This is a genomic window from Streptomyces sp. AHA2 (assembly GCF_036857595.1).
In the GTDB taxonomy this organism is placed as follows: Bacteria; Actinomycetota; Actinomycetes; order Streptomycetales; family Streptomycetaceae; genus Streptomyces.
In genome coordinates this window covers 349001-371227 of the sequence record NZ_JAUQWJ010000004.1, presented here as the reverse complement: position 1 = coordinate 371227, position 22227 = coordinate 349001, and the positions used below count along the sequence as shown (strand labels likewise).

The 22227-nt window shown below is 72.4% G+C and carries 20 protein-coding genes; 14 read left to right on the top strand and 6 right to left on the bottom strand.

Annotated elements, in window-relative coordinates:
* Positions 1-148: 148 nt before the first annotated feature.
* The 4 genes from Q5694_RS12115 (at position 149) to Q5694_RS12100 (ending at position 4224) form a co-directional block, all read left to right on the top strand.
* The gene (locus Q5694_RS12115; protein WP_333932810.1) at positions 149-1231 is read left to right on the top strand and encodes a LacI family DNA-binding transcriptional regulator; all 1083 of its coding nucleotides are present in this window, start codon (positions 149-151) and stop codon (positions 1229-1231) included.
* Positions 1232-1356: 125 nt separating this feature from the next.
* Entirely contained in the window at positions 1357-2403 is a 1047-nt protein-coding gene (locus Q5694_RS12110) for an LCP family protein (protein WP_333932809.1), read from the top strand.
* 127 nt (positions 2404-2530) lie between these two features.
* Positions 2531-2887 (top strand): YciI family protein, encoded by a 357-nt coding sequence (locus tag Q5694_RS12105; RefSeq protein WP_333932808.1) that lies wholly within the window; start codon positions 2531-2533, stop codon positions 2885-2887.
* A 47-nt stretch (positions 2888-2934) separates the two neighbouring features.
* Positions 2935-4224 (top strand): RNA polymerase sigma factor, encoded by a 1290-nt coding sequence (locus Q5694_RS12100; RefSeq protein WP_443040855.1) that lies wholly within the window; start codon positions 2935-2937, stop codon positions 4222-4224.
* 3 nt (positions 4225-4227) lie between these two features.
* Here Q5694_RS12100 and Q5694_RS12095 read toward each other — a convergent pair whose 3' ends face one another.
* Entirely contained in the window at positions 4228-5388 is a 1161-nt protein-coding gene (locus Q5694_RS12095; protein ID WP_443040854.1) for a THUMP-like domain-containing protein, read from the bottom strand.
* Positions 5389-5642: 254 nt separating this feature from the next.
* On the opposite strand from Q5694_RS12095, the gene Q5694_RS12090 reads away from it, so the two are divergent.
* The 4 genes from Q5694_RS12090 (at position 5643) to groL (ending at position 9586) form a co-directional block, all read left to right on the top strand.
* Entirely contained in the window at positions 5643-6569 is a 927-nt protein-coding gene (locus tag Q5694_RS12090) for a polysaccharide deacetylase family protein (protein ID WP_333932806.1), read from the top strand.
* Positions 6566-7366, top strand: a complete 801-nt coding sequence (locus tag Q5694_RS12085; protein WP_333932805.1) for a polysaccharide deacetylase family protein — start codon at positions 6566-6568, stop codon at positions 7364-7366. The genes Q5694_RS12090 and Q5694_RS12085 overlap by 4 nt, the downstream gene beginning before the upstream one ends.
* Before the next feature lie 169 nt (positions 7367-7535).
* Positions 7536-7844, top strand: coding sequence for a co-chaperone GroES (gene groES, locus Q5694_RS12080; RefSeq protein ID WP_053135717.1), 309 nt, complete (start codon positions 7536-7538; stop codon positions 7842-7844).
* A gap of 116 nt (positions 7845-7960) precedes the next feature.
* Positions 7961-9586 carry a chaperonin GroEL gene (groL, locus tag Q5694_RS12075; protein WP_333932804.1) on the top strand — a complete coding sequence of 542 codons (1626 nt, stop codon included), beginning with the start codon at positions 7961-7963 and terminating at the stop codon, positions 9584-9586.
* A gap of 202 nt (positions 9587-9788) precedes the next feature.
* On the opposite strand, the gene Q5694_RS12070 is transcribed toward groL, so the two are convergent.
* The 3 genes from Q5694_RS12070 to Q5694_RS12060 form a co-directional block, all read right to left on the bottom strand.
* A complete protein-coding gene (locus Q5694_RS12070; protein WP_333932803.1) occupies positions 9789-10496 on the bottom strand; it encodes an ester cyclase in 708 nt (235 codons plus the stop codon).
* Positions 10497-10630: 134 nt separating this feature from the next.
* Positions 10631-11404 carry an SDR family NAD(P)-dependent oxidoreductase gene (locus tag Q5694_RS12065; RefSeq protein ID WP_333932802.1) on the bottom strand — a complete coding sequence of 258 codons (774 nt, stop codon included), beginning with the start codon at positions 11402-11404 and terminating at the stop codon, positions 10631-10633.
* A gap of 94 nt (positions 11405-11498) precedes the next feature.
* Entirely contained in the window at positions 11499-12167 is a 669-nt protein-coding gene (locus Q5694_RS12060) for an MOSC domain-containing protein (protein ID WP_333932801.1), read from the bottom strand.
* Between the two features lie 80 nt (positions 12168-12247).
* On the opposite strand from Q5694_RS12060, the gene Q5694_RS12055 reads away from it, so the two are divergent.
* Complete coding sequence (locus Q5694_RS12055; RefSeq protein WP_333932800.1) at positions 12248-13144, top strand: LysR family transcriptional regulator; 897 nt, start codon at positions 12248-12250, stop codon at positions 13142-13144.
* A 113-nt stretch (positions 13145-13257) separates the two neighbouring features.
* On the opposite strand, the gene Q5694_RS12050 is transcribed toward Q5694_RS12055, so the two are convergent.
* Positions 13258-13587, bottom strand: coding sequence for a WhiB family transcriptional regulator (locus tag Q5694_RS12050; RefSeq protein ID WP_333932799.1), 330 nt, complete (start codon positions 13585-13587; stop codon positions 13258-13260).
* A 380-nt stretch (positions 13588-13967) separates the two neighbouring features.
* Here Q5694_RS12050 and Q5694_RS12045 point away from each other — a divergent pair, with 380 nt between their 5' ends.
* From Q5694_RS12045 to Q5694_RS12030, 4 genes are all read left to right on the top strand, one after another.
* Complete coding sequence (locus Q5694_RS12045) at positions 13968-14579, top strand: response regulator transcription factor (protein ID WP_003948568.1); 612 nt, start codon at positions 13968-13970, stop codon at positions 14577-14579.
* Between the two features lie 508 nt (positions 14580-15087).
* Positions 15088-15675, top strand: coding sequence for a sigma-70 family RNA polymerase sigma factor (locus Q5694_RS12040; protein ID WP_333932661.1), 588 nt, complete (start codon positions 15088-15090; stop codon positions 15673-15675).
* Between the two features lie 152 nt (positions 15676-15827).
* Entirely contained in the window at positions 15828-17330 is a 1503-nt protein-coding gene (gene guaB / locus Q5694_RS12035; protein ID WP_333932660.1) for an IMP dehydrogenase, read from the top strand.
* A 107-nt stretch (positions 17331-17437) separates the two neighbouring features.
* A complete protein-coding gene (locus Q5694_RS12030) occupies positions 17438-18562 on the top strand; it encodes a GuaB3 family IMP dehydrogenase-related protein (protein ID WP_333932659.1) in 1125 nt (374 codons plus the stop codon).
* Between the two features lie 399 nt (positions 18563-18961).
* Here Q5694_RS12030 and Q5694_RS12025 read toward each other — a convergent pair whose 3' ends face one another.
* Positions 18962-20170 carry a nucleotide sugar dehydrogenase gene (locus Q5694_RS12025; protein ID WP_333932657.1) on the bottom strand — a complete coding sequence of 403 codons (1209 nt, stop codon included), beginning with the start codon at positions 20168-20170 and terminating at the stop codon, positions 18962-18964.
* A gap of 274 nt (positions 20171-20444) precedes the next feature.
* Here Q5694_RS12025 and Q5694_RS12020 point away from each other — a divergent pair, with 274 nt between their 5' ends.
* Complete coding sequence (locus Q5694_RS12020) at positions 20445-22151, top strand: glycerol-3-phosphate dehydrogenase/oxidase (protein WP_333932656.1); 1707 nt, start codon at positions 20445-20447, stop codon at positions 22149-22151.
* Positions 22152-22227 lie beyond the last annotated feature (76 nt).

The following is a 22227-nucleotide window of genomic DNA, read 5'->3' as shown; positions in this document are numbered from 1 at the left end:
ACGGTGCTCACGAGCGCGTGAACGGTGCTGTGCCGACCTCTCCCGCACCCGCTATTGCGAATGTTTCGAGCTGTACATCGAATGTTCCGGGAACCTATGGCGCTCCGAGGGCTTCGTCAAGGGGTTCCGCAGGGATACGATCGCCGCCATGACTTCCCCGGAGCCGGTTGAAAGCCGGACGCAAACCCGGACGCAGACCCGGACGCGGGGGCGCACCGCGCAGACCGCGACGCTCGCCGAGATCGCCCGCGAGGCGGGCGTCTCGGCGCCGACTGTTTCGAAGGTGCTGAACGGCCGCACCGACGTCGCCGCGGCGACCCGGTCCCGGGTCGAGGAACTGCTGCGTGCGCACGGCTACCGGCGCCGGCGGGCCGAGGCGACCCGGTCCCCGCTGCTCGACCTGGTCTTCCACGAGCTGGAGAGCGCCTGGGCGATGGAGGTCATCCGGGGCGTGGAGAACGTGGCCCGGGACGCCGGGCTCAGTGTCGTGCTCTCGGAGAGCGCCGGCCGGCTCACCCCCGGGCGGAGCTGGGCCGACCAGGTCGCGGCCCGCCGGCCGCACGGCGTGGTGCTGGTGCTGTCCGGGCTCGACGCGTCGCAGCGGGCCCTGCTGACCAGCCGGTCCATCCCGTTCGTCGTGATGGACCCGGCCGGCGACCCCGGCGCCGACGTGCCGTCGATCGGCGCGACCAACTGGCAGGGCGGCCTCGCGGCCACCCGGCACCTGGTCGACCTCGGGCACCGCAGGATCGGGGCGATCAGCGGTCCGTCGCAGATGATGTGCAGCCGCGCCCGGGTCGACGGTTACCGGGCCGCGCTGGAGACGGCCGGGCTGCCGGTGGACCCGTCCCTGATCGTGGCGGGGGACTTCCACCACGAGACCGGTTACCGCAGGGGCCTGGAGCTGCTGCGCCGCCCGGACCGGCCCACCGCCGTCTTCGCCGGGAACGACCTGCAGGCGCTCGGGCTCTACGAGGCCGCCCGCGAGCTGGGCCTGCGGATCCCGGAGGACCTGAGCGTGGTCGGGTTCGACGACCTGCCGGTGGCGCGCTGGGTGGGGCCGCCGCTGACGACCGTGCGGCAGCCGCTGACGGAGATGGCCGAGGCCGCGGCCCGGCTGGTCCTCGACCTCGGGCGCGACGAGGAGGCCGGCGCGGCCACCCGGGTCGAGCTGGCGACGAGCCTGGTGGTGCGCAGCAGTACCGCGGCGGTGCCCGGCGCCGGAGGGTGACATAGCGGCCGACGGGGTCTTCGAAGCGAGTCGATAACTCGGTCGAAACTTTCGGCGGAGCCTCGAATCTGAGAATTTCCCAAGAAAGCGCGCCCCGGACTCCCTGGCCGACATTATTCGGACTTATGTTCCTGGGCGTGACGGAACGCGACGGGGAGGGCGAAGCGGCGCGCCGGCGTCCCAACCTGCCCAGGACCGCGGCCCTGGTCCTGGCGGGAGCGCTGGTGCTGGGCGCCGCGGCGGCGGGCTGGGCCTACTGGCACCTCGACAGCAACATCACCGGCGTCGACATCGACCACGCACTCGGCGACGACCGCCCGCCGAGACCGCTGCGCGCGCCCGCACCGTCGGATTCCGTGCCGCCCGGCGAGGCGCTCAACATCCTCGTGCTGGGCTCGGACTCCCGCAGCGGCGAGGAGAACCGGCGGCTCGGGGGCGGTGACAGCACCGGTGCGCGCTCCGACACGGCGATGGTCGTCCACCTCGACGCGGGGCGGACCGGCGCGACGGTGGTGAGCATCCCGCGCGACACCCTGGTCACCCGCCCCTCCTGCCCGGCTCCGTCCGGCGGGTCGACGGCGGTGGCGTACGGCTCGATGTTCAACAGCGCCTACGAGGTGGGCGGGCCGGTGTGCGCGGTGAAGACCGTCGAGGCGATGACGAACGTGCGGATGGACCACTACCTGGAGATCGACTTCTCCGGGTTCGCCCGGCTGGTCGACGCGCTCGGCGGTGTCACCGTCACCACCGAGGAGGACATCTCCGACGACGACAGCCGTCTGCACCTGAAGGCCGGCACCCACCACCTCGACGGCGACCGGGCCCTGGCCCTGGCCCGCACCCGGCACGGCATAGGCGACGGCAGCGACCTGGGCCGCATAGGCCTGCAGCAGAAGCTGGTGAAGGCCCTGCTGGAGCAGATCACCGCCCAGGACCTGCTCACCGACCCGGCGAGGCTCTACCGGGTCGCCGAGGCGGCGACCGCGGGCCTGACCACGGACACCGCTCTGGACTCCCTGGCCGAGCTGACCCGGCTGGGCCGGAGCCTGCAGGGCCTGTCGGCGGGCGCGGTCCGCACGGTCACGATGCCCGTGGTGCCGGCGCCCTCGGACCCCAACCGGGTCGTCCCGGACGAGCCGGAGGCCGGAAGACTGTGGGAGTCACTGCGTTGACCTGCGCGAACGCGGCCATCTAAAAATCTCGGGGAATTCTCGCCCGGGTGTCGATCCACGCGTCCGCCGTTCGACGCAGGGGTGAGAGCGGGCACGGGACCCGCTCCGCACGAACCGAGGAGTCACCGTGCCGCGCTTTCTCACCCTGATCCGCATCGACGAGAAGAACGCCCCCGCCGAGGGCCCGAGCCCCGAACTGCAGGAGCGCATGGGCAAGCTGCTGGAGGAGATCACCAAGGCCGGCGTCATGCTGGACACGGCCGGGCTCACCCCGACCTCCGACGGCACCCGCGTGACCTGGGAGGGCGGGCGGATGTCCGTCACCGACGGGCCGTTCACCGAGACCAAGGAGGTCATCGGCGGCTACTCGATCACCCAGTGCAAGGACAAGGCCGAGGCCGTCGAATGGACCAAGCGGTTCCTGGCCACCCACGAGGAGCACTGGACCATCACGGCGGAGGTCCGGCAGATCGCCGAGGGCTGACCCTCCCCGCTTGGCCGGGCGGCGCCGGGGGTGTCTGATGGTGGGTCGTGACCGTGCAACCCACCCCCTCCCCGGCGCCCCGCCCCGGGCCCGCCGCCGAGACCGGCGAGACCGTCGAGACCGTCTTCCGGATGGAGTCGCCCCGGATCATCGCCGGCGTCACCCGCATCGTCCGGGACGTCGGCATCGCCGAGGAACTCGCACAGGACGCCCTGGTCGCCGCGCTGGAGCAGTGGCCGCGCGACGGCGTCCCGGCCAACCCGGGCGCCTGGCTCATGACCGCCGCCCGCAACCGCGCCGTCGACCTGGTCCGCCGCCGGGAGAACTACGCCCGCAAGCTGGCCGAGATCGGCCGGGCCCTGCCCGACGCGACCCCGCCCGAGGAGCCCGCCGACCCGGACGACATCGACGACGACCTGCTCCGGCTGGTCTTCACCGCCTGCCACCCGGTCCTGTCCACCGAGGCCCGCACGGCCCTCACCCTGCGCCTGCTCGGCGGACTGACCACGGCGGAGATCGCCCGGGCCTTCCTGGTCCCCGAGCCGACCGTCGCGCAGCGGATCGTCCGCGCCAAACGCACCCTGGCCACGAAGAACGTCGCCTTCGAGGTGCCCCGAGGACCCGACCGCGAGGCGCGCGTCGGCTCGGTCCTGGACGTCATCTACCTGATCTTCAACGAGGGGTACGCCGCCACGGCCGGCGACGACTGGCTGCGCCCGTCCCTGTGCGAGGACGCCCTGCGGCTGGCCCGGGTGCTCGCCGGGCTCATGCCGAAGGAGAGCGAGGTGCACGGGCTGGCCGCGCTCCTGGAGTTCCAGGCGTCCCGTACGGCGGCCCGCACGGGTCCCTCCGGCGAACCAATCCTGCTCAAGGACCAGAACCGCTCCCGCTGGAACCGCATGCTGATCGCCCGCGGCGTCGCCGCACTGGGCCGGGCGGAGGCCACCGCGTCCGGCGCCCCGGGCCCGTACACCCTCCAGGCCGCCATCGCCGCCTGCCACGCACACGCCCACACCTACGAGGAGACCGACTGGACGCGCATCGCCACCCTCTACGGCCTGCTGGCCGCCCGGTCCCCGTCGCCGGTCGTGGAGCTGAACCGGGCGGTGGCCGTCTCGATGGCCGAGGGGCCCGGCGCCGCCCTGCCGCTGGTCGACGCCCTGGCCGCCGATGCGGCCCTGCGCGAGTACCACCTGCTGCCCAGCGTCCGCGGTGACCTCCTGAGCCGTCTCGGCCGCCGGGCCGAAGCCCGCACCGAGTTCGAGCGCGCGGCCTCCCTCACGCGCAACGAACGGGAGCGGGACCTGCTGCTGCGCCGGGCCGCCGAGCAGACGTGACCGTCAGGCCGGGTGCCCCACGAGCATGGCCGGGGCCCCGGCGACCCGGGTGAGGAACACCGTCGCCGCGTGCGGGCCCTGCGGCTTGACCTTGCGGCGCAGCTCCTCCGGCTCGACCGCCGAGCCCCGCTTCTTCACCGTCAGCGTGCCCACCCGCCGCTCCCGCAGCAGGGCCTTGAGCTTCTTGACGTTGAAGGGCAGGTGGTCGGTGATCTCGTAGGCGGTCGCGTACCCGGTCGGGTGCAGGGCGTCGGCCGTGACGTAGGCGATGGTCGCGTCGAGCAGTCCGCCGCCGACCTGCTCGGCCACCTCGGCGACCAGGTGGGCGCGGACGACCGCGCCGTCGGGCTCGTAGAGGTAGCGGCCGGGCGGGCGGACCTCCGGGTCGGGCAGGCCGCGCGAGAGCAGGCTGCGCGGGCCCGGCAGCAGGGTGGCGCGCACGGTGCCCGGGCCGGTGCCGAACCACAGCACCGCCTCCTTCACGTCACCGCCGTCCGAGATCCACTCGGCCTCGGCGTCCTGCGGGACCGCCTCGTGCGGGATGCCCGGGGCGACCTTCAGCGCGGCGTGCGGCGCCCGGCGTGCGGCGGCCACCGCCCAGGACAGGGGCGGCGAGTAGGCCTCGGGGTCGAAGATCCGGCCCCGGCCGCCGCGCCGGGCCGGGTCGGCGAAGACGGCGTCGTACCCGGCGGTGTCCACGTCCGTGACGTCCGCCTCGCGCACCTCGATCAGGTGGGCCAGGTCCAGTGCCTCGGCGTTGGCCCGGGCCGCCGCGGCCGTGAGCGGGTCCCGGTCCACGGCCAGGACCCGGATCCCGGCCCGGGCCAGGGCGATCGCGTCGCCGCCGATGCCGCAGCACAGGTCGGCGACCGAGGTCACGCCCAGGGCGGCCATCCGCCCGGCCCGGTAGGCGGCCACGCTCGCCCGGGTCGACTGCTCCACCCCGTTGGGCGTGAAGAACATCCGCCGGGCGTCCTCCGCGCCGAACTTCACCGCCGCCCGCTGCCGCAGCCGCGCCTGCCCGAGCGCCGCCGACACCAGTGCGGCCGGGTGGTCGCGACGCAGCCGGGTCGCCACCGCCAGCTCCTGCGCCGGGTCGGTGTCGCGCACCTCGTCGAGGAGGGCGCGGCCTTCGGGGGTGAGGAGGGGGGCGAGGTCGTTCACCGGATCATTGTCGACCACGCCCGGGCCCGGTGGGGCAGCGGCCGTGGTCGGCCGGCCGTGGGCCGAGGAAGGCCCACGCCGGGCCGCCGGAGCCGCCCGGCCGCCCGGACCCGCCCCGGTCCGGCTCCCGGCCGGGGCCAGGAGCCGGACCGGGGCCCGCCATCGCTTCCCTTGTGGGCCAGTCGGTGGACCATGGGGGAGCGGTCGCGGTGTCGGGGCCGGTTCGCACGGGCGGGCTGCGAGGATCCGACACCATGCGAGCAGTCGTACAAAATGACAAAAGCCGGGCATTCGGCGGGGTGCGGATCGGCCTCGCCGGGCTCGCCCTGGCCGCCATCGCCTCGGGCTGCGCGCAGAGCGGCGACAGCGCCCGGGTCGTCCCGGCCGGCGGTCAGCAGCCCCTGGAGGCGCCCCCGGCGCGCGCCCTGGACTCCTACGCCTCCAAGCTGCGCACCGCCCACACCGCCCGGGTCGCCGCCGCCCGCCGCTGGGGGCTGCGCGCCGTCCCGCTGTCCGCCCCGCCGGCCCCCGAGCGCAAGCCCAGGATCAAGACCCGCGAGGGCTTCGAGGTGGACGGCCACCGGGAACTGGACCTGCCGCCCGTCTTCACCCGGGTCCCCACCCGGGACAAGGTCGTCTTCCTCACCATCGACGACGGCGCCGAGAAGGACCCCTCGTTCCTGCGGATGACGCGCGAGCTGGGCGTCCCCTACACCGCGTTCCTCAGCGGCTACCTGGTCGAGGACGACCCCCGGTACTTCCGCAGAATGCAGGCCGGGGGCGTGGTCCTGAACAACCACACCCTCCACCACCCCAACCTGCGCGGCATGTCCTACCGCGCGCAGAAGCGCGAGATCTGCGGCATGCAGCGCTACATCGAGCAGCGCTTCGGCAAGCGTCCCACCCTCTTCCGCCCGCCCTTCGGCAGCTACGACCGGGCGACCCTGCGCGCCGCCAAGGTCTGCGGCATCGAGTACGCCCCCCTGTGGAACGAGGAGGTCTTCGCCGACCACTGGGAGTACCGCGAGGCGGACCGCGACCTGCGCCCGGGCGACATCGTGCTCACCCACTTCCGGGGCCGCGACGAGTGGAAGGGCACGATGCCCGACATGATCCGCCGCTTCCTGAACAAGGTCACGGCCGAGGGGTACGCCGTGGGGCGGCTGGAGGACTACCTGTGAGGCGGCGGGCCGTCGTCACGCTGTGCGCGGGCCTGGCCCTGCTGGCCGGTTGCGCCGCGCCGTCGCAGGAACGCCCGGGCGACGCCGACGGCCGCGCCCCGGCGGCGACCTCCGCCCCCGTCCGCGGCCACCGGGGACCGGACCTGCCGCCCGTCGTCGACCACGTCCCCACCCGGGACCCGGTCGTCTTCCTCACCTACGACGACGGCGCCGAACGCGACCCCCGCTTCGTCGCCCTGGTCCGCGAACGGCGGCTCCCCGTCAGCCTTTTCCTCACCGACAGCGTCGTGGGCCCCGGCTACGCCCACTTCGCCCGGCTGCGCTCGGTCGGTGCCTCCCTGCAGAACCACACCCTGGACCACCCCGCCCTGCGCGGACTGCCCTACGCCGGCCAGCGCGCGGAGATCTGCGGCCAGCAGCACAAGCTGCACTCCCGCTTCGGTGTCCGCCCCCACCTCTTCCGGCCGCCCTACGGCACCTTCGACACGACGACCCTGCGTGCCGCCGCCGACTGCGGCATCCGGGCGGTCGTCCTGTGGCGCGCGTCCCTGGACGGCGACGGGGAGCTGAACCGCCGCCGGGGCGGGCCGGGTCTGCGGCCGGGTGACATCGTCTCGGTCCCGTCCGGCGACACCGACTCCCTGACGCTCGCCGAGCGGACGCGGCGCCTGCTGCGCGAGATCGACCGCGGGGGACTGCGGGTGGGGCGGCTGGAGGACTACCTGGACAACCACCTGGGAGACCACTCGGGGGACCACCCGGAGAGGACGCCCGGCCGACGCGCCCCGGGTAATTAGCAGTCCGCTTGACCGAGTGCTAATCGCAGTCATAGTCTCAGGTCTGGCACTCCCCCCTGGAGAGTGCCAACACAGCGACGGGCAGGTCCGGCACCCGCGACGACGGATCCACCTGGTCGCCACCTCAGACAGTTAACCCCGTGAGATCTCCGAAGGGGGAGGTCGGATCGTGACGACCACCAGCTCCAAGGTTGCCATCAAGCCGCTCGAGGACCGCATCGTGGTCCAGCCGCTCGACGCCGAGCAGACCACCGCCTCTGGCCTGGTCATCCCGGACACCGCCAAGGAGAAGCCCCAGGAGGGCGTCGTCCTGGCCGTGGGCCCGGGCCGCTTCGAGGACGGCAACCGTCTTCCGCTCGACGTCTCCGTCGGCGACGTCGTGCTCTACAGCAAGTACGGCGGCACCGAGGTGAAGTACAACGGCGAGGAGTACCTCGTCCTCTCGGCCCGCGACGTGCTCGCGATCATCGAGAAGTAGTTCACCCCAAGCACCTTGCTTTGAACTGCGCCCCTGGCCCCCGCGATCGCTAAGAAGCCGGGCGCCCGGGGCGCAGTTGCCGTTACCCCAGATTCCGGAAGAGGGCTCACGCTCCCATGGCGAAGATCCTGAAGTTCGACGAGGACGCCCGTCGCGCCCTCGAGCGCGGCGTCAACAAGCTTGCCGACACGGTCAAGGTGACGATCGGCCCCAAGGGCCGCAACGTCGTCATCGACAAGAAGTTCGGCGCCCCCACCATCACCAACGACGGTGTCACGATCGCCCGCGAGGTCGAGATCGAGGACCCGTACGAGAACCTCGGCGCCCAGCTGGTCAAGGAGGTGGCGACCAAGACCAACGACATCGCGGGTGACGGTACGACCACCGCGACCGTGCTCGCCCAGGCGCTCGTGCGCGAGGGCCTGAAGAACGTCGCCGCCGGTGCCTCCCCGGCCGCCCTGAAGAAGGGCATCGACGCCGCGGTCAAGGCCGTCTCCGACGACCTGCTCGCCTCGGCCCGCCCGATCGACGAGAAGTCCGACATCGCCGCCGTCGCCGCGCTGTCCGCCCAGGACCAGCAGGTCGGCGAGCTCATCGCCGAGGCGATGGACAAGGTCGGCAAGGACGGTGTCATCACCGTCGAGGAGTCCAACACCTTCGGTCTGGAGCTGGACTTCACCGAGGGCATGGCCTTCGACAAGGGCTACCTGTCGCCGTACTTCGTGACGGACCAGGAGCGCATGGAAGCCGTTCTGGACGACCCGTACATCCTCATCACGCAGGGCAAGATCTCCGCCATCGCGGACCTGCTGCCGCTGCTGGAGAAGGTCATCCAGGCCAACGCCTCCAAGCCGCTGCTGATCATCGCCGAGGACGTCGAGGGCGAGGCCCTGTCGACCCTGGTCGTGAACAAGATCCGCGGCACGTTCAACGCCGTCGCCGTGAAGGCCCCCGGCTTCGGCGACCGCCGCAAGGCGATGCTGCAGGACATGGCCGTCCTCACCGGCGCCACGGTCGTCTCCGAGGAGGTCGGCCTCAAGCTCGACCAGGTCGGTCTGGACGTCCTCGGCTCCGCCCGCCGCGTCACCGTCACCAAGGACGACACCACGGTCGTCGACGGCGCCGGCAACAAGGAAGACGTGCAGGGCCGCGTCGCCCAGATCAAGGCCGAGATCGAGACCACGGACTCCGACTGGGACCGCGAGAAGCTCCAGGAGCGCCTCGCGAAGCTGGCCGGCGGCGTGTGCGTGATCCGCGTGGGTGCCGCCACCGAGGTCGAGCTCAAGGAGCGCAAGCACCGTCTGGAGGACGCCATCTCCGCGACCCGCGCCGCGGTCGAGGAGGGCATCGTCTCCGGTGGTGGCTCCGCCCTGGTCCACGCCGTCAAGGTCCTCGAGGGCAACCTCGACAAGACCGGCGACGAGGCCACCGGTGTCTCCGTCGTCCGCAAGGCCGCCGTCGAGCCGCTGCGCTGGATCGCCGAGAACGCCGGCCTCGAGGGCTACGTCATCGTCTCCAAGGTCGCGGAGCTCGACAAGGGCAGCGGCTACAACGCCGCCACCGGCGAGTACGGCGACCTGATCAAGGCCGGCGTCATCGACCCGGTCAAGGTCACCCGCTCCGCCCTGGAGAACGCCGCCTCCATCGCCTCCCTGCTCCTCACGACCGAGACCCTGGTCGTCGAGAAGAAGGAAGAGGAGGAGCCGGCCGCCGCGGGCCACGGCCACGGCCACGCCCACTGAGGCACCGACCTCCGCCGGAAGCCCCCGTCCCGCCACGCGCGGGGCGGGGGCTTCCCGCATCCACGACCGCCGCAAATTCCGGAGATGCGTGACCGCGGAAACGGGAGTTTCTGCTTCCCCCGCTCCGCGTCCGCGCAGCCCGGCTTCCGCCCTGCGCGTCCGCGCTTCTCAGCTTCGGGGCCTGCCGCCTGCGCGAAGCGGCTCACAGCTCCAGCGGGTCCAGGACCCCGAGCTGCCGCATCAGTCCCAGCCGGTCGTACTGCCACCAGCCCTCGGCCAGTTTCCCGTCCGGTGTGCAGCGGTGGATCGTCGTCCCGGTCATGGTGACGTCCCTGCCGGTCGGCGGGATGCCGAGGAACTCGCCCGTCTGGCGGCCGTGGAAGGTCCACCGGGTGCACACCCGGTCGCCCTGGGCCATCTGGTCCTCGATCGTGAACGAGAAGGCGAACCCGCCCCGCCACACCTCCACCTCGCGCCGTACCGCGTCGAGCCCGATGACGTCCTGCACGTCGGCCGGGTCGTGGTTGTGGTAGTCCTCGGCGAACACGTCGTTCAGCGGCGGCGCGTCGCCCTCCCCGGGCGCGAGCTCGAAGAACCGCCGCGCGGTACCCGCGTTCAGCTGCTCGTCCCGCACGACGTCGAGGTCCGTGAACGTCGGCGCCTCCTCGCACAGCGCCACCATGTCCTGGAAGATCCGGTCGGTCTCCGGAAGCCCGGAGTTGCGCATCGCGTCCTCGTACGAGGGGAACTCCACGATCTCGACGATGTGCGAGGCGTCGGACCGGTCCTTCGCCACCACGCTGTGCGTCGCCGTCCGCTTGCCCCGGGTCTGCTCGACCCACCTGTCCATCAGCCGGTTCATCTCGTCGAGCCGGCTGGTCCTGCATTCGATGAGCTGTACGAAGGTCATGACCTCGCCTCCGGCCCCCCGGGGTCCGGCTGTACAGCCCCATTCTCCCTCCGCGGACCGCCCGGCTGCCTCCCGGCCGGACGGCCCCGCCGCCCCTACGTCACCGCCGCCCCTACGTCACTGCGGCCCGTACGTCACTGCGGTCCGTACTTCCGGCCCGTCCGGGACGTGATGCCGCCCAGCATCCCCCGCGGCACCAGCTTCGCCGCGCCCATCAGCGCCTTGTAGCGCGGGTCGGGGATGGACAGGGTCTTGCCGCGGGACAGGTCGGCGAGGGCCGTCGCGACCAGCTTGTCCGCGTCGAGCCACATCCAGCCGGGGATGTTGTCCGTGCCGATGCCCGCCCGCTGGTGGAACTCGGTGCGGACGAACCCGGGGCACAGCGCCATCAGCCGCACCCCGCTGCCGGCCAGGTCCCGCGCCGCGCCCTGCGTGAACTGCACGACCCAGGCCTTGGAGGCGCCGTACGTCCCGCGCGGGACGAAGGCCGCGACCGAGGCGACGTTGACGACACCGCCGCGGCCCCGCTCCCGCATGGCCTCCGTCGCCGCCGCGGTCAGCCGCAGCACCGCCTCGCAGTGCACCTTCAGCATCCGCAGCTCGTCGGCCATGGACACGTCCAGGAAGCGGCCCTTGTTGGCGAAGCCGGCGTTGTTGACCAGCAGGTCGACGGGGCTCTTGCGGTCGCGGAGGCGGTCGGCGACCGCTTCGATGCCCTTGTCCTCCGCCAGGTCGGCCGTCAGCACCTCGGCCTCGATGCCGTGCCGGTCGTGCAGCTCGGTCGCCTGCTCCCGCAGCCGCTTGGTGTCCCGGGCCACCAGCACCAGGTTGTGCCCGTCGGCCGCGAGTCGCCGCGCGAACGCGGCCCCGATGCCTGCCGTCGATCCCGTAATCAGAGCCGTTGTCATGGCGCAAGCGTAGTGACCCGGACCTCGTGCGTCCGCTTGCCCGCCGGGCCGTCCGTGGCCAAGGACCGGTGCGCACCGGCGTGGTGAGCCGTGGTCAGGACCCGTACCGGTCCCGGTACTCGCGGGCCGCCGCCAGCAGTTCGGGGTGCAGCGCCTCGCCCGCCGCGAGCAGCCGGGGCAGCAGCGTCCGCTCGGTGGTCACCGCCCGGAACGCCAGCGCCACGGTGACGTCGTGACCGGGCCGGTGCACGACCTCGACGGCGTCGCCCGCGCGGATCTCCCCGGGCTCGATCACCCGCAGGTACGCCCCGGGCGCACCGCGCCGCGTGAACCGCTTCACCCAGCCCTTCTCGTCCATGTGGCCCTGGAACGTCCGGCACGGGATCCGCCCGGAGGTGATCTCCAGCACCACCTCGGGCCCGATCCGCCAGCGCTCCCCGATCAGCGCGCCGGAGACGTCCAGGCCCCGGGTGGTGAGGTTCTCGCCGAACGCGCCGTCCGCCAGCGTCCGGCCCAGCTCGCGCTCCCACTCGTCCAAGTCCTCGCGGGCCATCGCGTACACGGCCTGGTCGTCGCCGCCGTGGTGCTGCAGCTTGCACACCGCGTCCCCGGCCAGCCCGCTCCCGCCGACCCCCTTCGGCCCGGGCGCGGACACCCGCACCGGCCCGTCCACCGGGCGCTTGTCGATCCCGGTCACCCCTTCGGGGTTGTCGGTGTACGTCACTGCCTCGGCGCGCCCCAGGTTCACAGACAGAAGCTCCATGCCCGCACGCTAGGCGACCGCACCCCAAAGCGTCGACGCATTATTCGCGCCACGGTCAAAGGGTCCCTTATCCTCGAAGGGTGATCGAAGCTCGCCACCTCCGCGTCCTGCGCGCCGTCGCCGCCACCGGCTCCTTCTCCGCCGCCGGCCGCGAGCTGGGCTGCACCCAGCCCGCCGTCAGCCAGCAGATGAAGGCCCTGGAGACCTCCGTGGGCACCCCGCTGCTGATCCGCACCGGCCGGGAGATGCGCCTGACCCAGGCGGGCGAGGCCCTGGTGCGGCACGCGGCCGGCATCCTCGCCGGGCTGACGGCCGCGGAGGAGGAGGTCGCCGCCATCGCGGGGCTGCGCGCGGGCCGGGTCCGGCTCGTCTCCTTCCCCAGCGGCAGCTCCACGCTCGTCCCCACGGCCCTCGCGGCCCTGCGCGCGGCGCACCCCGGTACCCGCGTCTCCCTGGAGGAGGCCGAACCCCCGGCGTCCGTCGGCCTGCTGCGCGAGGGCGACTGCGACGTGGCCCTCGCCTTCCGCTACGAGGGCGCCGCGGACGCCGAGGAATGGGACGACCTCGTCGTACGGCCCCTGCTGTCGGACCGGCTCGTCGCCCTCGTGCCGGAACGGCACCGGCTCGCGCAGGCGCAGTCCGTCGCCATCGGCGAACTCGCCGAGGAGCCCTGGATCGCCGGGTGCCCGCGCTGCCGCGGCCAGTTGACCCAGGTGTGCGCGGCGGCCGGCTTCACCCCGCGCATCGACTTCGCCACCGACGACTACCCGGCGGTGGTCGGCCTCGTCGGCGCCGGGCTCGGCGTGGCCGTCCTGCCCCAGCTGGCCGTCGAATCGGTACGCCCCCGGGGGGTGCGGACCGTGCGGCTGGAGCCTGCGGTGCGGCGGGAGATCGTCGCGCTGACCCTGCCCGATCTCGCCCAGGTCCCGGCGGTGGCGGCGACCCTCGACCAGCTGGCCCGGGCCGCCCGCCGCTGACGCCCTCCCCGCGCGCGAGGGATCAGGACGAGTCAGCACCTACGCGCGTCGGAGCCCGCGCGCGTCAGAAACCAACGGCACGCGTGCGCGTGCCGGTTAGCAGAAACGTTCCTTCAGTCGTGCGAGGCGGTGTGCCCGCCCGATGCCGACGCCGACACCAGCCGGTTGCGCGCCCGCCCCATGAGTTCTTCGCGTTCGTCCTCGGTCAGCCCGCCCCACACGCCGTACGGCTCACGGACCGCCAGGGCGTGAGCGGCGCACTCCGCGCGTACCGGGCACCTCATGCAGACCTCTTTGGCCGAGTTCTCGCGAGCACTCCGAGCCGCACCGCGTTCGCCCTCCGGATGGAAGAAGAGCGAGCTGTCCACCCCCCGACAAGCAGCCAGCAGCTGCCAGTCCCACAGGTCCGCGTTCGGTCCGGGAAGGCGGGAGAAATCTGCCATTGCGTGACCCCTTGTAGCCGTTCTGGGCGGATCCGGTGTCTACGACCGTACAACTACGATCTAAGGAGATGAAAATATGACTCATTGCGAATCTAGCTTCAGACACCGGCAAAGCGGAAGAAATGGGTCTGAATGGGGCATAGGTCGTGATGAAAGTTCGCGGGTCCGCTGCGCATGTCTGCACCGTGTCCGCCCCCTCACGTAGAGTGCCGAAGATGGCGACCGCCCCCGTAACTCTTTCGAGTGACCGTCGTTGAGAGTGCGAGGCGGTTGAAGGAACAAGGGCTCGGGCGGGTGTCCGAGACGGTCGACCGCACAGGTGACGATTTCGTACCAGCCTGGAGGCTCAAGGTGACGCGCATCAGCTGCGGAGGGCGGCCATGACTTCCGTTCTCGTCTGCGACGACTCCCCGCTTGCCCGAGAGGCGCTCCGCCGTGCGGTCGCGACCGTGCCCGGCGTAGAGCGCGTGACGACGGCGGCCAACGGCGAGGAAGTCCTCCGCCGCTGGGGCGCCGACCGCTCGGACCTGATTCTGATGGACGTACGCATGCCCGGACTGGGCGGCGTCGAGACGGTGCGGCGGCTGCTGTCCGCCGACCCCGGTGCGCGGATCATCATGCTCACCGTCGCCGAGGACCTGGACGGTGTGGCCCTCGCGGTCGCCGCCGGGGCCCGCGGCTATCTGCACAAGGACGCCTCCCGCGCCGAGCTGCGCGCGACGGTGACGCAGGCCCTGGCCGACCCGACCTGGCGGCTGGCCCCGCGCCGGCTGCGCTCGGCCGAGATGGGCGCCGCGCCCACGCTCACGGCCCGCGAGATCCAGGTGCTCGAGGGCATGAGCCACGGCCGCTCCAACGCGGAGATCGGGCGCGAGCTGTTCCTCTCCGAGGACACCGTCAAGACCCACGCCCGGCGCCTGTTCAAGAAGCTCGGCGCCTCGGACCGGGCCCACGCCGTGGCGCTCGGCTTCCGGTGGGGTCTGGTGCGCTAGGGCCTGTCGTTCGGGTCAAGCCGCGAAGAGCCGACGGCATCGCGTCGGTGCCGGTGACGGGTTCCCGGCGCCGGCCGGCGAGCGGGGGCACCCGGATGCCCCCGCGCGGGCCGCACCCGCGCAGGCGGGAGCCGGCCGCCGGTGCCGGACGGGGCTCGATCGCCCGGTCCGACCCGGGCCGCGGGCCCGGCAGCCGACAGCCCGCGACCCACGTCCCCCGGACGATCCGAACGGCAGGCCCCACCGGTGTCCGCACCGGTCGCCGCGGTCGCGCTGCGGACAGGGAACACCAGGTCGGCAGGGGTGCACCGGGCGCCGGCCGGGAGCCCGCTGCTTGTTTCGCCGCGGATGCCGCATCCTTGAGGGTGTGGAGTTCCTCGGGGACGAGTCGGTCGAGCGGAAGGGGAGGGCGCAGGGGATGAGTTCCGGCGCACCTGCTCATAACGCTTCGGTGCACAACAACGGGCGCGGTGCCGCGGACCCGGCCGCCGCAGGGCACCATGGACCGATGCGTGACGACGAGGCGGCCCATGCCCAAGGGGCGATCGGTGCGCTCGTCCACCGCGCCGTCGACGGTGACCAGCAGGCCACGCACGACCTGCTCGCCCATGTCCACCCGCTGGCCCTGCGCTACTGCCGCACCCGGCTCTCGCGCCTGCCGGGGGACGCACGGCACTTCGTGGAGGACCTCGCCCAGGAGGTCTGCGTGGCGGTGCTCCTCGCCCTGCCCCGCTACCGGGACACCGGGCGGCCCTTCGAGGCCTTCGTCTTCGCCATCGCCGCCCACAAGGTCGCCGACCTGCAGCGCGCCGCGATGCGCCACCCCGGTTCGACGGCCGTCCCCTCCGACGAGATGCCCGAGCGCCCGGACGACTCGCTGGGGCCGGAGGAGCGCGCCCTGCTCAGCAGCGACGCGGAATGGGCCAAGAAGCTGCTGGCCAACCTCCCCGAGAACCAGCGCGAGCTGCTGCTGCTGCGCATCGCGGTGGGCCTCACGGCCGAGGAGACCGGCCAGATGTTGGGAATGTCACCCGGCGCCGTGCGGGTGGCGCAGCACCGGGCGCTGAGCCGGCTGCGCGCGCTCGCCGAGCAGTAGTCCCGCCGAACTGCCGCCGGGTTGAACCGGCGGCGCATTGCTTCCGTACGAACATACGAAGCCCGGAGCAGGGCGGAACCGTGGAATGAGACAGCGCCGCTGCCCGTTAGCATGGACATCCGCACCGATCAAGGCCATTTGGGGAAGGTGTCATGACTGCCAACGTCGACGGAGTGCCCGGTAAATTCGCGACACTCGGGCTGACCTACGACGACGTGCTGCTGCTGCCGGGTGCATCGGAAGTGCTCCCCAACGCGGTCGACACCTCGTCCCGCATCTCCCGCAACGTCCGGGTCAACATCCCGCTGCTGTCCGCCGCCATGGACAAGGTCACCGAGTCGCGCATGGCGATCGCGATGGCCCGCCAGGGCGGCGTCGGCGTCCTGCACCGCAACCTGTCCATCGAGGACCAGGTCAACCAGGTCGACCTGGTGAAGCGGTCCGAGTCGGGCATGGTCACCGACCCGATCACGGTGCACCCGGACGCCACGCTCGGCGAGGCCGACGCCCTGTGTGCCAAGTTCCGCATCAGCGGCGTCCCCGTCACCGACGGCAACGGCAAGCTCCTCGGCATCGTCACCAACCGCGACATGGCCTTCGAGTCCGACCGCTCCCGCCAGGTGCGCGAGGTCATGACGCCGATGCCCCTGGTGACCGGCAAGGTCGGCATCTCCGGACCCGACGCCATGGAGCTGCTGCGCCGCCACAAGATCGAGAAGCTGCCGCTGGTCGACGACGCCGGTGTCCTCAAGGGCCTCATCACCGTCAAGGACTTCGTCAAGGCCGAGCAGTACCCGAACGCGGCCAAGGACGCCGAGGGCCGGCTGATCGTCGGCGCCGCCGTGGGCGCCAGCCCCGAGGCCCTGGAGCGGGCCCAGGCGCTCGCCGCGGCCGGTGTGGACTTCCTGGTCGTCGACACCTCGCACGGCCACAACAGCAACGCCCTGAGCTGGATGTCGAAGATCAAGTCGAGCGTCGACGTCGACGTGATCGGCGGCAACGTCGCCACGCGCGACGGCGCCCAGGCCCTGATCGACGCCGGTGTCGACGGCATCAAGGTCGGCGTCGGCCCCGGCTCCATCTGCACCACCCGTGTGGTCGCCGGCATCGGCGTCCCGCAGGTCACCGCCATCTACGAGGCGTCCCTCGCCGCGCGCCCGGCCGGTGTGCCGCTGATCGGCGACGGCGGCCTGCAGTACTCGGGCGACATCGGCAAGGCGCTCGCCGCCGGTGCCGACACGGTCATGCTGGGCAGCCTCCTCGCCGGCTGCGAGGAGTCGCCGGGCGAGCTGCAGTTCATCAACGGCAAGCAGTTCAAGTCCTACCGGGGCATGGGCTCGCTCGGGGCGATGCAGTCCCGCGGCCAGGGCAGGTCGTACTCCAAGGACCGCTACTTCCAGGCCGAGGTCGCCTCCGACGACAAGCTCGTGCCCGAGGGCATCGAGGGCCAGGTGCCCTACCGCGGCCCCCTGGCCAACGTGCTGCACCAGCTCGTCGGCGGTCTGCGCCAGACCATGGGCTACGTGGGCGCCGCCACCATCGAGGAGATGGAGTCCAAGGGCCGCTTCGTCCGCATCACGTCGGCGGGTCTCAAGGAGAGCCACCCGCACGACATCCAGATGACGGTCGAGGCGCCGAACTACAGCCGCAAGTAGGCGGCAGACGTCCTCGAGGGCGGCCCCGGAAGCATCCGGGGCCGCCCTCGTCGTGCCGGTCGGCGATACTGGAAGACGCTGCAACGCATCAGGGAAAGGCCACAGACGTGACTGAGATCGAGATCGGGCGCGGCAAGCGCGGCCGCCGGGCGTACGCCTTCGACGACATCGCCGTCGTCCCCAGCCGCCGTACGCGGGACCCGAAGGAGGTCTCGATCGCCTGGCAGATCGACGCCTACCGCTTCGAGCTGCCCTTCCTGGCCGCCCCCATGGACTCGGTCGTCTCCCCGGCCACCGCCATCCGCATCGGCGAGCTGGGCGGCCTCGGCGTGCTGAACCTCGAGGGCCTGTGGACGCGCTACGAGGACCCGCAGCCGCTGCTCGACGAGATCACCGGTCTCGACGCGGACACCGCGACGCGGCGCCTGCAGGAGATCTACGCGGCTCCCATCAAGGAGGAGCTGATCGGGCAGCGCATCAAGGAGGTGCGCGACTCCGGCGTCGTCACCGCCGCCGCGCTCTCCCCGCAGCGCACCGCCCAGTTCTCCAAGGCGGTCGTGGACGCGGGCGTGGACATCTTCGTCATCCGCGGTACGACGGTCTCCGCCGAGCACGTCTCCGGCGCGCACGAGCCGCTGAACCTGAAGCAGTTCATCTACGAGCTGGACGTGCCGGTGATCGTCGGCGGCTGCGCCACGTACACGGCGGCCCTGCACCTGATGCGCACCGGCGCGGCCGGTGTGCTGGTCGGATTCGGCGGCGGCGCCGCGCACACCACGCGCAACGTGCTCGGCATCCAGGTCCCCATGGCGACGGCGGTCGCCGACGTGGCCGCGGCCCGCCGCGACTACATGGACGAGTCGGGCGGCCGGTACGTGCACGTGATCGCCGACGGCGGTGTCGGCTGGTCCGGGGACCTGCCCAAGGCGATCGCCTGCGGCGCGGACTCGGTCATGATGGGCTCCCCGCTGGCCCGTGCGACGGACGGCCCGGGCAAGGGCCACCACTGGGGCATGGAGGCCGTGAACGAGGAGCTGCCGCGCGGCAAGAAGGTCGCCCTCGGCACGGTCGGCACCCTGGAGGAGATCCTCACGGGTCCGTCCCACACGCCCGACGGTTCGATGAACCTCTTCGGCGCCCTGCGCCGCGCGATGGCCACGACCGGCTACAGCGAGCTGAAGGAGTTCCAGCGCGTCGAGGTGACGGTGGCGGACTCGCAGCACCGGCGGTAACCCGCTCCGCACGCGAGGGGGCCCGGCCGCTCAGGGGAGTGGCCGGGCCTTTCGCATGCCCAAGTGGCCCGGCCGGGGCGCTTGTTGCCGCGAGGGGGCGCACGGTCGCCGTCGGGCCGTTCGGGTCGGTGAGGGGCGGTGGTGAGCCGCTGGGGTCCGTGATCGGCGCCCCGGTCCGTCTCCGGACGGTGCCGTGCCGGAGGAGGTGGATCTCGCGGATCTTCGGATGGTGAGCGGCCGCCCCCACGAAGTCCAGGGGCGGACACTCCGTGATCAAGTGATCCATCCAGGAGCCTGACGCAGTGGCCTCTGCGGTGGGCTCCGTCTGTTTTCGCAAGGGACCCGGGCCGGGTGCCGTATGCCGGCAGTCCCCCGGCTGCCGCACCCCGCGCGCCCCCCTCACAACCGGTGCGCCGCCCCCGTGGGGGCAGCCCCCCGCGTGTCCAGCAGGAGCTGGGCCTTGACCGACAGGCCCTGGAGGTCGTAGGTGCGGTGCTGCTGGAGCAGGATGGTCAGGTCCGCGTCCGCTGCCGCCTCGTAGAGGGAGTCCACCCGCGGCACCGGGTGGTCCTGGACGCTCCAGGCGGGCACGTAGGGGTCGTGGTAGCTGACCGCCGCGCCCAGTTCACGCAGGCGCTGGGCGATCTCCCGGGCCGGGGTGCCCTGGAGGTCGGCGAGGTCGGGCTTGTAGGTGACGCCGAGGAGGAGCACGCGGGCGCCCCGGGCCGACTTGCCGTGCTCGTTGAGGAGCGCGGCGGCGCGCTGGACGACGTAGCCGGGCATGCGGTCGTTGACCTGCCGGGCCAGTTCCACCATGCGCAGTCCGCGCCCGCCGAGGGCGGTCAGGTCCTGCGGCACGGAGTGGCCGCCGACGCCGGGGCCCGGGCGGAAGGCCTGGAAGCCGAACGGCTTGGTCTCCGCGCAGCGGACCACGTCCCACAGATCGACGCCCAGGTCGTGGCACAGGACGGCCATCTCGTTGACGAGGGCGATGTTCACGTGCCGGTAGTTGGACTCCAGCAGGTGCACGGTCTCCGCCTCGCGGGTGCCACGCGCGCGTACCACCTTGTCGGTCAGGCGTCCGTAGAAGGCGGCGGCCGATTCCGTACAGGCCGGGGTGAGGCCGCCGATGACCCGGGGAGTGGTGGCGGGGGTGGCGTCCCGGTTGCCCGGGTCGACCCGGCTGGGGGAGTAGGCCAGGTGGAAGTCCCGTCCCGCGCGCAGTCCGGATCCCTCTTCGAGCAGCGGGCGCAGGAAGTCCTCCGTCGTGCCGGGGTGCACGGGGGACTCCAGGATCACCGTGGTGTGCGGGCGCAGGTGCGCGGCCAGTGTGCGGGCGGCCGCCTCCAGCCGGCCGAGGTCGAACCCGCCGTCCGCCCCGGGCGGCGTCGGCACGCACAGGACCGCGGTGCGCACCCGGCCGAGCTCGGCGGGGTCGGTGATGGGCCGGAAGCCCCCCGAGAGCAGCCGGCGCAGTTCCGCGGGGCTGAGCGAGCCGGCGTCGGGGCCCGTCCGGTAACCGATGGTGGGGATGCCGGCGGCGACGGCGGCCTGAGCCAGGGGCAGGCCGTACGGGCCGGGTCCGATCACGGCGAGATCTGCGGGCATGGCGGTGGCCGTCCTTCCCGATAGCCGAACTGGGACAGGTGCGCAAGCCCTGTGGACAGGACGGGCGAGCGCAATGTCAGACTAGGAGTAAATATGACCGTTATGTGGGATTGCCCGGCCGAGTTTCGGTGAGTCTTCCGCGGATGTTGTCCACAGGCTGAGGATCCGTGGTGGCTGAAGTCGGGCAACCCGGTCAGAATTTGGGCATGGGGGTACGGACGGGGCTGTGCCCGACGGGTGCGGCCGGCGCGACCGATGAACGCGGGAGGCAGCGGTGAGGACAGCGACACTCGGACCGGCGCAGCGCGCCGAGTCCCTCGCATCTATGGCCGAGCGTGAGCTGGACGTGCTGGTCGTGGGCGCAGGCGTGGTCGGTGCCGGCACCGCCCTCGACGCCGTCACCAGAGGTCTGTCCACCGGCCTGGTCGAGGCCCGGGACTGGGCGTCGGGCACCTCCAGCCGGTCCAGCAAGCTGATCCACGGCGGCCTGCGTTACCTGGAGATGCTGGACTTCGCGTTGGTCAGGGAGGCGTTGAAGGAACGCGGCCTGCTGCTGGAGCGGCTCGCCCCGCACCTGGTGAAGCCCGTGCCGTTCCTGTACCCGCTGCAGCACAAGGGCTGGGAGCGGCTCTACGCCGGCTCGGGCGTCGCGATGTACGACGCCATGTCGATGGCCCGCGGACACGGGCGCGGTCTGCCGATGCACCGTCACCTGACGCGCTCTCACGCCCTGCGCGTGGCACCCTGCCTGAAGAAGGACGCCCTGGTCGGGGCGCTGCAGTACTACGACGCCCAGATGGACGACGCCCGTTACGTGGCGACCCTGGTGCGCACGGCGGTGGCGTACGGCGCCAAGGCGGCCAACCGCGCCCGGGTGACGGGCTTCCTGCGCGAGGGGGAGCGGGTCGTCGGGGCCAGGGTGCAGGACGTCGAAGGGGGCGGCGAGTACGAGATCCGCGCCAAGCAGGTCGTCAACGCGACCGGTGTGTGGACGGACGACACCCAGGCCATGGTCGGCGAACGTGGACAGTTCCACGTCCGCGCCTCCAAGGGCATCCACCTCGTCGTGCCGCGCGACCGCATCCACTCCACGACCGGGCTGATCCTGCGCACGGAGAAGTCGGTGCTGTTCGTCATCCCCTGGGGCCGGCACTGGATCGTCGGCACCACGGACACCGACTGGGACCTCGACAAGGCCCACCCGGCCGCCTCCAGCGCGGACATCGACTACCTGCTGGAGCACGTGAACTCGGTGCTCGCGGTTCCGCTCACCCGGGACGACGTCCAGGGCGTGTACGCGGGGCTGCGGCCGCTGCTCGCGGGCGAGTCGGACGCCACGAGCAAGCTGTCGCGCGAGCACACCGTGGCGCATCCGGTGCCGGGGCTGGTCGTCGTGGCGGGCGGCAAGTACACCACCTACCGGGTCATGGCCAAGGACGCGGTGGACGCGGCGGTGCACGGGCTCGACATGCGCGTCGCCGAGTGCGTCACCGAGGAGGTGCCGCTGCTGGGCGCGGAGGGCTACCGGGCGCTGTGGAACGCGCGGGCGAGGATCGCGGCCCGCACCGGTCTGCACGTGGTGCGCGTGGAGCACCTGCTGAACCGGTACGGGGCGCTGGCCGAGGAGCTCCTCGACCTCATCGCCGAGGATCCGTCCCTGGGCGAACCGCTGCCGGCGGCGGACGACTACCTGCGCGCCGAGATCGTCTACGCGGCCTCCCACGAAGGCGCGCGGCACCTGGACGACGTGCTGACGCGGCGGACGCGGATCTCGATCGAGACCTTCGACCGGGGGACGCGCAGCGCCCGCGAGGCCGCCGGACTCATGGCGCCCGTCCTCGGCTGGGACAAGGACCAGATCGAGCGCGAAGTGCAGCACTACGAGAAGCGGGTGGAGGCCGAGCGGGAGTCGCAGCGCCAGCCCGACGACCTCACGGCGGACGCGGCCCGGCTCGGGGCGCCGGACATCGTGCCGCTGTAGGAACGCCGGACATCGTGCCACCGGGACGGCACCGGACGTCGTGCCGGTGTGGCAGCGCGCTGCCGTGACAGCACCG

Coding starts and splice junctions, on each gene's coding strand:
- Q5694_RS12110 (WP_333932809.1), top strand. CDS start 1,357: ATGTTCCTGGGCGTGACGGAACGCGACGGGGAGGGCGAAGCGGCGCGC.
- guaB (WP_333932660.1), top strand. CDS start 15,828: ATGACTGCCAACGTCGACGGAGTGCCCGGTAAATTCGCGACACTCGGG.
- Q5694_RS12060 (WP_333932801.1), bottom strand. CDS start 12,167: ATGGAGCTTCTGTCTGTGAACCTGGGGCGCGCCGAGGCAGTGACGTAC.
- Q5694_RS12050 (WP_333932799.1), bottom strand. CDS start 13,587: ATGGCAGATTTCTCCCGCCTTCCCGGACCGAACGCGGACCTGTGGGAC.
- groL (WP_333932804.1), top strand. CDS start 7,961: ATGGCGAAGATCCTGAAGTTCGACGAGGACGCCCGTCGCGCCCTCGAG.
- Q5694_RS12090 (WP_333932806.1), top strand. CDS start 5,643: ATGCGAGCAGTCGTACAAAATGACAAAAGCCGGGCATTCGGCGGGGTG.
- Q5694_RS12025 (WP_333932657.1), bottom strand. CDS start 20,170: ATGCCCGCAGATCTCGCCGTGATCGGACCCGGCCCGTACGGCCTGCCC.
- Q5694_RS12040 (WP_333932661.1), top strand. CDS start 15,088: ATGCGTGACGACGAGGCGGCCCATGCCCAAGGGGCGATCGGTGCGCTC.
- Q5694_RS12045 (WP_003948568.1), top strand. CDS start 13,968: ATGACTTCCGTTCTCGTCTGCGACGACTCCCCGCTTGCCCGAGAGGCG.
- Q5694_RS12070 (WP_333932803.1), bottom strand. CDS start 10,496: ATGACCTTCGTACAGCTCATCGAATGCAGGACCAGCCGGCTCGACGAG.
- Q5694_RS12065 (WP_333932802.1), bottom strand. CDS start 11,404: ATGACAACGGCTCTGATTACGGGATCGACGGCAGGCATCGGGGCCGCG.
- Q5694_RS12115 (WP_333932810.1), top strand. CDS start 149: ATGACTTCCCCGGAGCCGGTTGAAAGCCGGACGCAAACCCGGACGCAG.